Source organism: Stenotrophomonas sp. YJH_SMC_33 (assembly GCF_059372295.1).
Map to the genome: position 1 here is coordinate 1 of NZ_JCAFVJ010000025.1, position 13,559 is coordinate 13,559.

Annotated in this window: 13 protein-coding genes; 3 read left to right on the plus strand and 10 right to left on the minus strand. The window is 67.4% G+C overall.

Features of this window, described 5'->3' with window-relative positions; genetic code table 11:
- Nucleotides 1-214 precede the first annotated feature (214 nt).
- Genes AC5P9W_RS19725 through ttcA form a run of 3 tightly spaced genes read right to left on the minus strand, consistent with a single transcriptional unit; the run spans nucleotide 215 to nucleotide 2,916 of the window.
- Nucleotides 215-994 (minus strand): M48 family metallopeptidase, encoded by a 780-nt coding sequence (locus AC5P9W_RS19725; RefSeq protein ID WP_021202266.1) that lies wholly within the window; start codon nucleotides 992-994, stop codon nucleotides 215-217.
- A gap of 59 nt (nucleotides 995-1,053) precedes the next feature.
- On the minus strand, nucleotides 1,054-1,959 hold the full coding sequence (locus AC5P9W_RS19730) for a recombination-associated protein RdgC (protein ID WP_021202267.1): 906 nt from the start codon (nucleotides 1,957-1,959) through the stop codon (nucleotides 1,054-1,056).
- Between the two features lie 36 nt (nucleotides 1,960-1,995).
- The gene (gene ttcA / locus AC5P9W_RS19735) at nucleotides 1,996-2,916 is read right to left on the minus strand and encodes a tRNA 2-thiocytidine(32) synthetase TtcA (protein ID WP_206621962.1); all 921 of its coding nucleotides are present in this window, start codon (nucleotides 2,914-2,916) and stop codon (nucleotides 1,996-1,998) included.
- Between the two features lie 91 nt (nucleotides 2,917-3,007).
- Here ttcA and AC5P9W_RS19740 point away from each other — a divergent pair, with 91 nt between their 5' ends.
- A complete protein-coding gene (locus AC5P9W_RS19740) occupies nucleotides 3,008-3,211 on the plus strand; it encodes a YdcH family protein (RefSeq protein ID WP_005407501.1) in 204 nt (67 codons plus the stop codon).
- Nucleotides 3,212-3,327: 116 nt separating this feature from the next.
- On the opposite strand, the gene plsB is transcribed toward AC5P9W_RS19740, so the two are convergent.
- From plsB to AC5P9W_RS19760, 4 genes are all read right to left on the minus strand, one after another.
- The gene (plsB, locus tag AC5P9W_RS19745) at nucleotides 3,328-5,964 is read right to left on the minus strand and encodes a glycerol-3-phosphate 1-O-acyltransferase PlsB (protein ID WP_019662245.1); all 2,637 of its coding nucleotides are present in this window, start codon (nucleotides 5,962-5,964) and stop codon (nucleotides 3,328-3,330) included.
- Entirely contained in the window at nucleotides 5,964-6,917 is a 954-nt protein-coding gene (locus AC5P9W_RS19750; protein ID WP_019662244.1) for a hypothetical protein, read from the minus strand. The genes plsB and AC5P9W_RS19750 overlap by 1 nt, the downstream gene beginning before the upstream one ends.
- A gap of 424 nt (nucleotides 6,918-7,341) precedes the next feature.
- Nucleotides 7,342-8,067, minus strand: a complete 726-nt coding sequence (pyrF, locus tag AC5P9W_RS19755) for an orotidine-5'-phosphate decarboxylase (RefSeq protein WP_021202271.1) — start codon at nucleotides 8,065-8,067, stop codon at nucleotides 7,342-7,344.
- On the minus strand, nucleotides 8,064-8,987 hold the full coding sequence (locus tag AC5P9W_RS19760; protein ID WP_049432499.1) for a 5'-nucleotidase, lipoprotein e(P4) family: 924 nt from the start codon (nucleotides 8,985-8,987) through the stop codon (nucleotides 8,064-8,066). Before AC5P9W_RS19760 ends, pyrF begins: the two co-directional genes overlap by 4 nt.
- A 101-nt stretch (nucleotides 8,988-9,088) precedes the next feature.
- On the opposite strand from AC5P9W_RS19760, the gene AC5P9W_RS19765 reads away from it, so the two are divergent.
- Nucleotides 9,089-9,742: a YceH family protein gene (locus tag AC5P9W_RS19765; protein WP_019662241.1), complete on the plus strand. Its 654-nt coding sequence runs from the start codon at nucleotides 9,089-9,091 to the stop codon at nucleotides 9,740-9,742.
- Between the two features lie 61 nt (nucleotides 9,743-9,803).
- On the opposite strand, the gene AC5P9W_RS19770 is transcribed toward AC5P9W_RS19765, so the two are convergent.
- Nucleotides 9,804-10,328 (minus strand): GNAT family N-acetyltransferase, encoded by a 525-nt coding sequence (locus AC5P9W_RS19770; RefSeq protein ID WP_043397785.1) that lies wholly within the window; start codon nucleotides 10,326-10,328, stop codon nucleotides 9,804-9,806.
- A gap of 261 nt (nucleotides 10,329-10,589) precedes the next feature.
- Nucleotides 10,590-12,566, minus strand: coding sequence for a UvrD-helicase domain-containing protein (locus AC5P9W_RS19775; RefSeq protein WP_111104115.1), 1,977 nt, complete (start codon nucleotides 12,564-12,566; stop codon nucleotides 10,590-10,592).
- Between the two features lie 101 nt (nucleotides 12,567-12,667).
- Here AC5P9W_RS19775 and AC5P9W_RS19780 point away from each other — a divergent pair, with 101 nt between their 5' ends.
- Nucleotides 12,668-13,288 (plus strand): thymidine kinase, encoded by a 621-nt coding sequence (locus AC5P9W_RS19780; RefSeq protein ID WP_021204637.1) that lies wholly within the window; start codon nucleotides 12,668-12,670, stop codon nucleotides 13,286-13,288.
- A gap of 161 nt (nucleotides 13,289-13,449) precedes the next feature.
- Here AC5P9W_RS19780 and AC5P9W_RS19785 read toward each other — a convergent pair.
- Nucleotides 13,450-13,559: IS3 family transposase (locus AC5P9W_RS19785; protein WP_288037892.1), on the minus strand; the 110-nt coding region annotated here is incomplete at its 5' end.

Genomic DNA, 13,559 nt, shown 5'->3' on the forward strand with positions numbered 1-13,559 from the left:
GTTAAGGTGCGGGATGGGGATCGCTCGGCTCGTCTGTCGGCTGCTATCCGCAGATATCATGTTGACGGTCCCTCCACCCTGGCTCCTACATACCGCGTAGGAGCCGGGAGGAACATACAAGCCATGCTCGGCTGCTCTTCGACGTGATGACTGAAACCCCGCGCTGCGCGCGTCAGCCGAGCGTGGGCTCGGCTCTACAGGGTGCGGGGTGCGGTCACAGCAGCTGGCGAAGCATCGCCTTCAGCCTGCGGCCTTCCAGCTGGAAGTAGTCGCGCTGCTCGCGCCAGGCGGGGAAGCGTTGTTCCACTTCGTGCCAGAACGCAGGCGAGTGATTGGGCTGGATCAGGTGGCAGAGCTCGTGCACCAGCACATACTCGAACGCTTCCGGACGACCGAGCACCAGGGCCAGGTCCAGTGCCATGCTGCCGTCGGGGGCCAGCGAGCCCCATTGCGAGGACATCACCTTCAGGCGCAGGCGGCTGGGGGCACGCGGCAGGGTGGGCAGGTACTTCGGCAGCCAGCGGCCGACGTCGGCGCGGGTCTGGGCTTCGTAGAATTCGCGCAGCAGACGGCGCAGGGTGGCGTCGCCGCCGCGGGTCGGCCACTGCACGCAGGCGCCGTGCGCGTCGATCTCCAGGCGCGCGTAGCGGCCTTCCTGCCAGCGCAGCGGCAGCAGTTCGCCGCGCAGGGGCAGCACACCGTCTTCGCCCGGCTGCAACGGTGGCGGCAGGCCCTGGCCCTGGTACTGCCGCAGCTGCAGCGCCAACCAGTCGCGGTGCTGTTCCAGGAAGCGTTCACCCATCACCAGGCTTGCGCGCGGCGGCAGGGTCAGGCGTGCGCCGCGTTCGTCCACGCTCAGCTTGATGCGCCGCGCACGCGGATCACGCACGCGCAGGACCTCGATCTCGGCATCCTCCAGGCGCAGGCGAACGGTGTCGCGCTGTACGGTGGCGGGCGGGGTCGGGCTGATCAGGCGGCGCAGCAGACGGCTCATGCGCCCAGCATAGCGCCGCTTCGGGCCGCCGGATGACCGGCGGCCGTCGCGCTGCCTGTTCAGTCAGCCTTGCTGAGCTTGAAGGCTTCTTCCAGCAACAGGAACAGGCGGCGGATCTCGGCGCTCTGCAGGGCAAAGCGGGCGTCGAACTCGGCGCGGCGTCCGTCTTCGTCGGCATGCTCCAGCTGGTCCAGGGCGCCGTCGAGGAACTTCAGCTTGCGCACGATCAGGTCGTCGCCGATGACGAAGGACAGGTTGTCCTCGAAGATCAGCGCCAGCTTGGTCACCTGCTTGCCGGCGTCCAGGTGCTTGTCGATCTCGTCGCAGCGCAGTTCCTGGTGCTGGCACTTGACCACCGCGCCGCCTTCCACCGGGTCCTTCATCTCGCACTCTTCGCCCAGGCTCAGTCCGGTCGGCAGCGGCTCGCCGGCGATCCAGCCGGTCAGGATCGAGCGCGGCGCGACTTCTGCGTTCAGCGGCATCGCCGGGAAGCTGCCGAGCAGGCCGCGGATGTCGGACATGAAGTACTCGCCGGTCTTGCGGCTGGAGGTATCCACCGCCACATAGCCGTGCTGCAGGTCGATGAAGGCGTCGTTGCGCGAGGACTTCACGAAGGCGCGCGGCAGCAGTTCATGCAGCAGGTCGTCCTTCATGCGCTTGCGCTCGCGGCCACCTGGGCGGCGGCCTTCCTTCTCCTCGATCTCCTCCAGCTTGCGCTCGAGCAGGTCGTTGACCACCGCTGCCGGCAGGATCTTGTCCTCGCCGCCCACGGTCAGCCACAGGTGTTCGGCGATGCGGTGGGAGAGCTGCTCCTTTTCCTCGCGGCCGAACGGCGAGATGAAGCCGCGCGAGTTCATTTCCAGCGCGCCAACAGGCTTGAGCACGGCGTGCGGCAGCAGGGTATCGACTTCGGAAAAATCGGTGGCGGTCGGAAAACGGAAGAACGTCAGGTTGCGAAAGAACATGGAATTCCGGATGGCAAAGAGGAAGGGCGACCGACCTTAAACGGTGGGCGTCTCGGGATCTGCGTCGGCATCGGCCGGGGAACCGGCCAGCCAGGCATGGGCATCGGGCAGCGGCGCGTCGTCGCGACGGCCCAGCGCCATGAAGTCGAACAGGGTAGTGTCGGCCAGCTGCGAGGGCCGGACGTCGCCCATGGCGCGCGCGATCTGCTCGATGCGGCCGGGATGGTCCTTTTCCCACTGCTTCAGCATCAGGCCGACCTGGCGGCGCTGCAGGTTCTCCTGGCTGCCGCACAGGTTGCAGGGAATGATCGGGAACCGGCGTGCCTGCGCGTAGTCGACGATGTCGCTTTCGCGCACGTAGGCCAACGGCCGGATCACCACGTGCCTGCCGTCATCGCTGCGCAGTTTCGGCGGCATCCCCGCCAGCTTGGCGTGGTGGAACAGGTTCATGAAGAAGGTGGCCACCATGTCGTCGCGGTGATGGCCCAGCGCGATCTTGGTGAAACCGTGGGTTTCGGCGTAGTTGTAAAGCGCGCCACGACGCAGCCGCGAGCACAGCGAACACATGGTCTTGCCTTCCGGGATGACCCGGCTGACCACCGAATAGGTGTCCTGCTCGATGACGTGGTACGGCACGCCCAGCCCAGCCAGGTACTCCGGCAGGATGTGCTCAGGGAAGCCCGGCTGTTTCTGGTCCAGGTTCACCGCCACCAGCTCGAACGGCACCGGTGCCTTCTTCTGCAGCTGCAGCAGCACGTCCAGCAGGGTGTAGCTGTCCTTGCCGCCGGACAGGCAGACCATGACCTTGTCGCCGGCCTCGATCATGCCGAAGTCGGCGATCGCCTCGCCGACCTGGCGGCGCAGGCGCTTGGCCAGCTTGTGCTGCTCGCGCTCGGCCACGCGTGGATCGCGGGCGGCGCGCGGCTGGGGATCGGGAAGGGAAATCACGGCACTCATGGGCTCCATTCTAACGGCTCGGAGCGGCCCCGGCCGGGGGTCGGTATTCCCCTCTCCCGGCGGTCATCATCGCTGTGTATGCTCGGGACCTGTGGACACCTACGACCCCGCCGAGATCGTCGAACGCCTCGCCGCCCTGCGCGCCGAGCACCGCCTGCTGGATGAACAGATCACCCGCATGGCGGCCAACGGCGAGGACGAACTGGAAGCCAAGCGCCTGAAGCGGCGCAAGCTGCAGTTGAAGGATTGCATCGCCAGGCTGGAGAGCCTGCAGATTCCCGACGAGCCGGCCTGAGCCGGGTTCAGGTGGGTGCCAACCCGGGTTGGCCTCCTGCTCCGGTACGTGCCAACCCTGGTCGGCACGACGGGAAGGTGTGCGGACCAAGGTCCACACCCACCGCAGGATTCAGTTCAATCCTGCGGTGCCGGCTCGTCCGGGCGCGCCGCTTCCGGGCTGACCCGCTCGATGGTGTGGCGCAGCTCGCGGCCGAGGATGAACTTGGCATCCTTGGCCCAGGCATCCAGGCGCTCGTCGAACAGCAGCTTGCTGTTCTCGTCCGGCCACACCAGGCGCAGCTCGCGCAGCTTCTGGATGAAGCCACGGAACAGGGCCTTGTCGAAGAACTCCGGCGCCGCCGGCGCATAGAGCAGGCTCAGGCGCTGCGCGGCCTGCTGGCACAGGCTTTCCAGTTCGGCGGCGCCAAGCACGCCGGGGCCGTTCTTCACCAGCACCGAAATGGCGATGTAGTAGCGCTCGAACGCCTGCTGCAGCGAGTGCCCGATGGCGCGCAGGCGGAACACCTCGTCGGTCTGCCCGGTGTTGCGCGCCAGAATGCCGCCGTCGTCGTCATTGACGTTCTGCAGCAACCCCTCACGCACGAACACGTTGATGGTCTGGTCGATGCGCTGGGCGAACTCGTCCTCGCTCCACGGCAGGAACAGCTCGGCCTGCAGGAACGGGTACACCGTACGGCCCAGCTGGACCAGGCCGGCGCGGCTCATGCGGCGGTTGTTCTGGAAGCAGCAGGCCACCCACGACGAGGCGGTGAACAGGTGCAGCACATTGTTGCGGAAGTAGCTCAGCAGCACCGCGGTATCGCCACTGACGCTGAGCACATCGCCCAGCGGGTGCTTGATGCGGGTGAGGACGTTGATTTCCTCGGCGTGGGCGATGATCCGCTCCGGCGAGTGCGGGGTCACCGTCACCCGGTCCGAATATGGCATCTCGACCAGCAGGGTCTTGCACAGCTCGATCTGCGCGATCAGGTCGGCCTCGCCCATCGCGTGCTTCGGCGTGGACAGCAGCGCCAGCGCCAGCAGGTTGATCGGGTTGACGTCGGCGGCGCCGTTGATGCGCACCTGGATGCGTTCGGCCAGCGTATCCACCGTGGTCGACAGCCAGGCCGGCTTCTCGTCCTCGGACACCGCCTCGCCCTTCCACTCCGGCGCCTTCTCGGCCAGCACGTCGTTCAGTGCGATCGGTTCGCCAAAGTTCACCACCACCTGGCCGTAGTTCTGCTTGAGCACCTTGGGGATGCCCCACAGCAGCGACCAGATCGATTCCTTTTCCTTCGGCCGGCCGGACAGTTCGTCCAGATAGCTGCCGCCTTCCATCAGTTTCTCGTAGCCGATGTAGACGGGCTGGAACAGCACCGGCTTGCGCGGCTGGCGCAGGAACGCACGCAGCGTCATCGAGATCATGCCGCCCTTGGGCTGCAGCAGGCGGCCGGTGCGCGACCGGCCACCCTCAACGAAATACTCCAGCGAATAGCCACCGGCCACCAGCTGCGCGACGTACTCGCTGAGCACCGCCGAGTACAGCGCGTTGCCGCGGATCGAGCGGCGGATGAAGAACGCACCGCCCTTGCGCAGCAGGGTACCCACCACCGGCAGGTTCAGGTTGATGCCGGCCACGATGTGCGGTGGCACGATGCCGCGGTCGTACAGCAGGTAGGACAGCAGCAGGTAGTCCATGTGGCTGCGGTGGCTGGGCACGTACACCACTTCGTGGCCCGGCGCGGCAGCCTTGAACTTGTCCAGGTGGTGCACCAGCACGCCCGCATAGATGCGGTTCCACACGTGGCTGAGCATGAAGCTGGCCGAGCGCACGACCGGGCTGGAATAGTCCGCGGCGATTTCCCAGGCGTAGGCGTGTGCCTTCTTCCAGGCATCGGCCGGCTTCGAATTGTCGCGCTTGGCCTGTGCGGCGATCGCCTCGCGCACCGGTTCGGCAGCCAATACCTGGTCCACCAGCAGGCGCCGCGTCGACAGGTCCGGGCCGATCACCGATTCACGGATGCGCCGGAAGTGCGTACGCAGCACGCGCTGCAGCTTGCGCACCGTGCGCTCCGGCTCCAGGCCTTCGTCCACGGTGCTGCGCAGCGAGATCGGCGGGGCGAAGCGCACGATGGTATTGCGACCGTTCAGCAGCAGGCCCAGCAGGCGGCGGAAGCGACCGACCAGCGCCCAGTTTTCCGAGAACAGCACCGCGAACCAGCCGCTCTGCTTGTCCGGCGCGCGGCCGACGAAGATAGACACCGGCACCAGGTGCACATCCAGGTCGTCGCGCACGCGGTGCGCCTGCAGGACCTTGGCCAGCGAATCGGAGTGGGTCTTGGCGCCGCGCTGCTCGGGAATCAGCGAGTTGCTGGAGCTGCGCCGCGACAGCGCCAGGTAGGCGCGCTTGCGCCCGGTCGGGTCACCGGCCAGCGGCACCAGCGGCGAGGGCAGCCCGGCCTGGCGGCAGGCCTTGTCCAGGATCAGCGCGTTGGACAGGCCGTAGTCTTCCAGCACGTACACGACCGGACGGCCATCGTTGTACTGGCCTGGGTCCTCCGGCTCGATCTTCAGCGACAGCCACGGCTCGACCAGGCGGCCCAGCAGGCGAGCCCACAGCGGGCGGCGGCCGGCCGGACGCGCGTGCACGGGCGGCGGTACCGGGTTCGGGCCGGTGCCGGTCGAGGGGGACGCCGGCACCGTATCGGCGGGCGTCGACTGGGATTCTTCGCCGGGAAACGGCAGCGGGTTCTGTTTCGACATCGGCGCCATTATGGCTTAGGCGGCGGCGTTGCTGCTTCCCCACCCCCAGCAGGGGCTTCAGCCGGTGATGGCGAGGCCGCAGCGCGGGCCGCGTCGGCCTTGCGCAGCAGCGCATCGGTGTCGGCCAGGGTGCGGGTCAGGTACCAGTGGCCCTCGCGGCGGCTCAGCGGCAGCTGCAGGATCATTTCGCGGCCAGCCAGGTCGTAGTGCAGGCGTACCAGCGCATTGTCACCCTCCACCGAGAGCAGCTCACCGCGCACGCTGCGCAGCGCCTCGTCCACGCCCAGTCCGTAGCTGCCCAGCACGGCCTTGAGGGTGTGGATGAACGGCGCCAGCTGCTGCAGGCTGCCTTCCATGCCGGCGGCCTGCAGGCCGGCCTCATCATCGAACCCAACCTTGCCGGCCGCGCCAACCAGTGCGGCGATGGTGCTGCGCGCGCGGGCGCGGTCACTGATCGGTGCGCCCTGCGCCCAGCTGGCGAGGGTTTCCACCAGGGCGATGTAGTGCGCCTGTTGGCCGGGCGTATAGCCCTTCTGGTGGCGCAGATACTGCACGCCGAAGTTGCCCATCGACTGCGCGGCCTGGCGAACGGCGCCGGCCTGTCCGGCCAGCTGGCGATCGAAGCTGCGCTGCAGTTCGGCGCTGGCGTTGGGCTTGCGCAGCGCGGCCAGCATCGGCAGCAGCTGGTCACCCAGCGGCAGTTCGGTCAGCGGCCACTGGCTGTGGCCTTCGGTCCAGGCCTGTTGCAGGCGCTGGTACTGGCTGGGCGGTACCGACAGCTTCGCGTAGCCGACCAGATCGTCCTCGGCCAGGCGCAGGGCCATCGCCTGCACCGCCGCGACCGGTTCGGCTGCCGGCTTGGCTGGATCATCGGCTGATTCGCGGCACGCGGCCACCGCCAGCAGCAGCATGGCTGCCAGCCCCCATCCACGCGCAGACCTTCCTCGCACCGCCACGCTCATGCAATCGGACTCCCCGGACCGGTCCGCATCTTGCGGCCTGCGACGTGACAGCGGCAAGCCGGGACGTCACGGTTTCCGCTGTTGCCTGTGCAAGTCACTGACGGGAATAAAAAAAGAGCCGGGATCACGGGGATCACAGGCTCTTCAAACCGGCGCAGGGCCGGTGGACAGTGTTGTGGCACATGTCCGGTCCGAGGACCGGATGGCGGCGATCCTACGCTGCCGCTCAAGTTAAGGCAACACTTCACGTAGTGCGCCTTAAACTATTGATTTTATTGATTCACCTGATGATGGGGGTGGACGCAATGAAATCTACGGCAGGTTTTGCGGCGATTCGGGCACAACCGCTCGGTAGACAGATGCAAAAACGCCATCCCGCGCGGGCCGGGATGGCGTTCGGGCCTGCAGCCTTCGCAACGGAACCTCAGCGCGCACCCAGTGCCGACGCGATTTCCTGCTGGATGGCCCGGGCCGCGGCCTGCGGATCGGTGGCCAGGCGGATCGGACGGCCAACCACGATGGCATCGGCGCCATCGGCAAAGGCCTGGGCCACGCCAACGGTACGCTTCTGGTCATCGCCGACCGGGCCACCGGGGCGGATGCCCGGGCAGACGATCGAGAACCCGGCGCCGGTCGCGGCGCGAATCGGGCCGGCCTCCTGGCCCGAGGCGATCACGCCATCGATGCCGGCCGCCTGCGCGGCCAGCGCGCGTTCGACCACCACCTCCACCGGTTCACGGTCGATGCCCATCTGCGCCAGGTCCGGGCGGCCCATCGAGGTCAGCACGGTCACCGCCAGCAGGCGCATGTCGCTGCTGTTGGCGGCGGCGCAGGCTTCCATCATCGCCGGGTGCCAACCGTGGATGGTGGCGTAGCTGACCGGCCACTGCGAAAGGCGCTTGATCACCGCCGCGGCGGTGGCCGGGATATCGAAGAACTTCAGGTCGACGAACACGCGCTTGTCGCGGCGGGCCAGCTCGTCCAGCACCTGGAAGTACTCGCCCGACGCCAGCAGTTCCATGCCGATCTTGTAGAACGCCACGCTGTCGCCGAGGCGGTCGACCCACTCCAGCGCCTGCGCGCGATCAGGCACGTCCAGCGCGAAGATCAGGCGCTCGTCGTCGCGCAGCGGCAGTGGCGCGCGGCTCATGGTGCGTAGTCCAGGGCAGCGCGCTTGGCGTCGTGGCGGGCCTGGCGCGACTGGCTGTAATCGTTGTTGAACTGCGCCGGCTCGAAGCCACCGTAGGTCGGGTTGGGCAGCATCCACCAGCGCTCGCCGAACCAGTCGTGGTACTGCTGCAGCAGTGCGTCACGGCCTTCGTTGGTGTTGGCGGTCACTTCCACGAAATCGCCCAGCTGGTCGCCGAACTGCATCAGCACGCGGTACTTCTGCCCGGCCAGGCGGCGGCGGCAGTTCTTCTCGCTACCGGCCTGCTCGCAGCCTTCGACCACGGTGCCCAGGCCCAGGAACACGCTGTCATCGGCCACCGGCAGGCCCTGCTCGCGCAGGTTGGCCAGGGTCGCGTCCTTCAGGTGCACGGCGCGGTTGGAGATGTACAGCAGGGTCACGCCCTTGGCGTTGGCAGCCTTGGCGAAATCCACCACGCCCGGGATGGCCTTGGCCTTCTTTTCGGCCACCCACTGGTCCCAGCTCAACTCATCGTATTCCTTGCCGTCGCGCACCAGGCGCGCCTGGTAGGGCGAGTTGTCCAGCACGGTCTCATCCACGTCCAGCACCACGGCCGGCTTCAGGCCCTTGGCCTCGTTGCCGCGTTCCTCCGGCACCAGCGCATCCCAGTGCGCTTCCTTCAGCGCGGCGTCCAGGTGGTCGGCGGCGGCACGGTAGGTCTGCTCGGTGATGGCCTTGTACTCCTGCGCGCGCTGCATCCACAGCACTGCGTTGAGATTGTCGTTGGCGGTCGCATCAAGCGCGCCATCAGCCTTGGCAGCGGCGGCCGGGGCCTCCGGAGCAACGGCTTCGGCAGCAGGCGCATCCACGCGCTTGCAGGCGGACAGGCCCAGCGCCGCAGTGGCGAGCAGGGTCAGGGACAGGGAAACGGGACGACGCATGGATTCACCGGCAATCAGATATACCGGCGCATTTTACCGGCAAAGGCGGCCCCGGGACGGCTATGCTTGGCGGTTGACCCGTTGCCCTTCCGGAGGCTGCCATGACCGATTCCACCCAGACCCCCGACGTCCCCCTGCTCGACGCCGTGCAGGCACGCCTGCTGGGCTGCCTGGTGGAAAAGGAGGCGACCACACCGGACACCTACCCGCTGACGGTCAACGCCGCCCAATCGGCCGCCAACCAGAAGACCGCGCGCGAGCCGGTGATGAACGTCGATGCCGGCAGCGTGCAGCACGCGCTGCGCCAGCTGGAAACGATGGGCCTGGCCCGCCAGCACTTCTCCTCGCGCGCGGACCGCTACGAGCACCGCCTGCAGGCCGCGCTGGACCTGACCCGGCAGCAGACCGTGCTGCTGGCGCTGCTGCTGCTGCGTGGGCCGCAAACCCTGGGCGAGCTGGTGTCGCGCAGCGAGCGTCTGTACCGTTTTGCCGACACCGACGAAGCCCGCCACGCCATCGAGCGCCTGCAGCAGCGCGCGCTGCTGGTGGTGCTGCCGCGCGCCAGCGGCCAGCGCGAAGACCGCTACATGCACCTGCTGTGCGGAGAAGTGGACGGCGCGGCACTGGCAGCGAAGTACGCCAGCGGCGGCGGTGGCAGCAGCGATGCGGCCGATCCGGGCCTGGCCGAGCGCGTGGCCCGGCTGGAAGCGGCCGTGGCCGAGCTGCAGGCGCAGCTGGACGAACTGCGCGGCTGAGGGGGTGGGTGCCGACCGTTGGTCGGCACTGCATCTGAATCGTGCCGACCAACATCAGGGGTCAGACCTGCGCCGCACCCGGCGTGGCATACAACCGGCTCGGGCTGTCCACGCCCGGCAACTGGATCACCCCGCGCGTCTGCATACCCAGGCCCTGCAGGATCTTCCCGGACACCACGTTGTCCAGATCGGTGATGCCATACAGATCGTGCAGGCCCAGCGCTCCACGCGCATGCGCGAACACCGCGCGTGCCGCCTCACCGGCATAGCCCTGCCCGGCGAATTCCGACAGCACCGCATAGCCGATGTCCGGCCCCGGCAGGCCATCCCGCCGCACCAGCCCGGCGTTGCCCAGCCAGGCACCATCGGACAACCGCTCGATGGCATACATGCCGAAGCCATTCAACGCATAGCTGTGCAGCACCCGCAGCGCAATGTACTCGCGTGCCTGTTCTTCGTCGCGCACGTTGCGGTCACCGATGAAACGCACGAAGCCCGGATCGTTGAGCAGGGCCAGCATCGGTGCCGCATCACGGTCAGGTTCAATGGCCCGCAGCCGCAGGCGCTCACTCTCGATCGGTTGCACAGGCAGACCTCCAGCCGAAACCCCGATTCTGCCTCAACCGCCGGCTGTTGCTTTTGATTTCCTCTGCATTGCCGTGGAAGGAAGCGCCCGGAATCTGTCAGAGGCCGGTCGAGGTGGGTTCGCGGGGGTATCCGCGCCATGGATGGCGCGGCTAAGCCCCCAAGGACGGGTTCACGGCGTCCCCCGCGAACCCACCCCGACCGGCCACACTGCGGAACCAACGCGTGCTCCACCACGGAGGGGCGGCGCCGTTGGAGCGCCCTAGTCGAACAACGCCTCGATCGCCGCCAACCCCGCACTCGCCCGTTCCTTCTTGCGCGCCGCATCGGCCACCGGATCGGCGCCATCGCGCTGGATCTCCTCGGCCGGAATCTCCTCGAAGAACCGGCTCGGCTTCAACCGCACATGTTCGCCAAACTTGCGCGTCAGCTTGCTGTAGCTCATCCACAGCTGGATCTTGGCGCGGGTGATGCCCACGTACAGCAGGCGCCGTTCTTCCTGCAGGTTGCCCTCGTCCAGGCTGACCTGGTGCGGCAGCACGCCGTCCTCGCAGCCGACGATGAACACGTACGGGAATTCCAGGCCCTTGGAAGCGTGCAGGGTCATCATGCGCACCTGGTTGCCGCCCTCGTCCTTGTCGCTGCGCGACAGCAGCGCCAGCTGGCCGGCCAGGTCGGCGGCGGTGGCACCGCGCGGGCCGCCCTCGAACCACTGCGCCAGTTCCTCGATGTTGTTCGCCCGGCGCTGGTAGCTGGCCTCTTCCTTGGCCTGCTGGCGCAGCTCGCTCAGCAACCCCGATTCCTTGGCCACCTTGCGGATCATGTCGCCGGACGTCACCTGGCGCATCTGCGCCCGCAGGTCGCGCAGGATGTCGGTGAAGCGCGCCAGGCTGTTGGCCGCGCGCGGCGGCAACTGCTGCAGGGCGCCGATGGTCTCGGCCACATGCGCCATCGGCATGTCCTTTTCCTGGGCCAGCTCGGCCAGCCTGGCCAGCGTACCGGCACCCACATCGCGCTTGGGCGACTGCACCGCCCGCATGAACGCGGTGTCGTCGTCCGGGTTCACCAGCAGGCGCAGCCAGGCCAGCGTGTCCTTCACTTCCTGGCGTTCCAGGAACATGGTGCCGCCGGTCAGGTGGTAGGGAATGCGCAGCAGCTGCATCGCCTTTTCCAGCGGGCGCGACTGGAAGTTGCCACGGAACAGGATGCAGAAATCACTCCACGGCACGTTGCGCGACTGCGCCACGAAGGCGATCTCGGCGGCGACCTTTTCCGCTTCGTGTTCGCTGTTGCGGCATTCCCACACGCGGATGCGTTCGCCGTCGGCCTGGTCGCTCCACAGCTTCTTCAGGTGTTCGTGCGGGTTGTTGGCGATCAGCGCGTTGGCGGCGCGCAGCACGCGGTTGGAGCAGCGGTAGTTCTGCTCCAGCTTGATGATTTCCAGCATGGGGTAATCGCGCCCCATCTGCTGCAGGTTTTCGGGATTGGCGCCACGCCAGGCGTAGATCGACTGGTCATCGTCGCCGACGCAGGTGAAGTTGCCCTTCTCGCCGGCCAGCTGCTTGAGCAGGCGGTACTGCGCGTCGTTGGTGTCCTGGCATTCGTCCACCAGCAGGTAGCCGATGCGCTCGCGCCAGGCCAGGGCGATGTCCGGATTCTCTTCCAGGATCTGCACCGGCAGACGGATCAGGTCATCGAAGTCGACCGCATTGAACGCGGTCAGCCTCAGCTGGTATCGCTCGTAGACGCTGGCCGCTTCCTTCTCGCGGTTGCTGCGTGCGGCGGCCATCGCCTGTTCGGGCGACAGGCCGGCGTTCTTCGCGCGCGACACCAGGTTCTTCATGTCCTCGATGTCGTCGGGCTTGGCCCCGTGCATCAGGTCCTTGATCTGCGCAGCGGCATCGTCGGCGTCGAAGATCGAGAATCCACGCTTCAGGCCCACCGCCGCGTGCTCGATCTGCAGGAACTTCAGGCCCAGCGCATGGAAGGTGCAGATCGTCACCTCGTCGGCATCCTGCTCGCGCAGGCGCTTGGCCACACGCTCGCGCATTTCCTTGGCCGACTTGTTGGTGAAGGTGATCGCCGCGATGCGGCGTGCCGGGTAGCGGCCACAGCTGATCAGGTGGGCGATCTTTTCCACGATCACGCGCGTCTTGCCGCTGCCCGCGCCGGCGAGCACCAGCAGCGGACCTTCGATGTGCAGGACGGCGGCGGCTTGGGGGGGATTGAGACCGTGCATGGGATGGGGATTGTAGCGGGGCGGGGTGACGACCACAGCGGCCTGCCGGCGGGGTTGCTGAACGGCTTCGGCGAAGCGGGGCCGCGGCGTACAATCCGTCGATGGCCAAGCTCTACTTCTACTATTCGGCGATGAACGCCGGCAAGACCACCACCCTGCTGCAGAGCGCCCACAACTACCGCGAGCGCGGCATGCGGGTGGCGATCCTGACCCCGCGCCTGGACGATCGTGCCGGCGCCGGCGTGGTTGCCTCGCGGATCGGCCTGCGCGCCGAGGGCATGGCCTTCGACCGTGATACCGACCTGCAGCGCTGGGTAGAGCAGGACCTGGCGGCGAACGGTCCGATGGGCTGCGTGCTGGTGGACGAAGCCCAGTTCCTCACCCGCGCCCAGGTCTGGCAGCTCAGCGAGGTGGTCGACCAGCTGCGCATTCCGGTGCTGTGCTACGGGCTGCGCACCGACTTCCGCGGCGAACTGTTCGAGGGCAGCCAGTACCTGCTGGCCTGGGCCGACGAGATGCAGGAGATCAAGACCATCTGCCACAGCGGCAAGAAGGCAACGATGACGGTACGCGTGGATGAGCATGGCCACGCAGTACAGGACGGCCCGCAGGTGGAGATCGGCGGCAACGACCGCTACGTGTCGGTCAGCCGCGCCGAGTTCAAGAAGATCACCCGCGGTGAAGGGCGTATCGATCCGGCGCAGGCCCCGCTGCCGCTGTAAGGGGTGTTCTTTTGCAGGGCTTGCAGCCCTGCACCTGCTCAACGCAACGGCAACGGCAACGGCCAAAGCCAAAGCGGCACCGCGGGATGGCGGGGCGGTGTGGGTGGGCAGGACACGCCGTAAACCCGTCCCTGAAGTGACCCCCGAGACTTGGACAGGGGTCAGGCGGCCGATTGGGCCTGTTGGGCCTGCTCCCGGTACTGTACCGGGCTCAGGCCCTTCAATTTCAATTTGATGCGCTCCTGGTTGTAGTACTGGATGTATTCCACCA

Coding starts and splice junctions, on each gene's coding strand:
- AC5P9W_RS19725 (WP_021202266.1), bottom strand. CDS start 994: ATGAGCCGTCTGCTGCGCCGCCTGATCAGCCCGACCCCGCCCGCCACC.
- AC5P9W_RS19730 (WP_021202267.1), bottom strand. CDS start 1,959: ATGTTCTTTCGCAACCTGACGTTCTTCCGTTTTCCGACCGCCACCGAT.
- ttcA (WP_206621962.1), bottom strand. CDS start 2,916: ATGAGTGCCGTGATTTCCCTTCCCGATCCCCAGCCGCGCGCCGCCCGC.
- plsB (WP_019662245.1), bottom strand. CDS start 5,964: ATGGCGCCGATGTCGAAACAGAACCCGCTGCCGTTTCCCGGCGAAGAA.
- AC5P9W_RS19750 (WP_019662244.1), bottom strand. CDS start 6,917: ATGAGCGTGGCGGTGCGAGGAAGGTCTGCGCGTGGATGGGGGCTGGCA.
- pyrF (WP_021202271.1), bottom strand. CDS start 8,067: ATGAGCCGCGCGCCACTGCCGCTGCGCGACGACGAGCGCCTGATCTTC.
- AC5P9W_RS19760 (WP_049432499.1), bottom strand. CDS start 8,987: ATGCGTCGTCCCGTTTCCCTGTCCCTGACCCTGCTCGCCACTGCGGCG.
- AC5P9W_RS19765 (WP_019662241.1), top strand. CDS start 9,089: ATGACCGATTCCACCCAGACCCCCGACGTCCCCCTGCTCGACGCCGTG.
- AC5P9W_RS19775 (WP_111104115.1), bottom strand. CDS start 12,566: ATGCACGGTCTCAATCCCCCCCAAGCCGCCGCCGTCCTGCACATCGAA.
- AC5P9W_RS19780 (WP_021204637.1), top strand. CDS start 12,668: ATGGCCAAGCTCTACTTCTACTATTCGGCGATGAACGCCGGCAAGACC.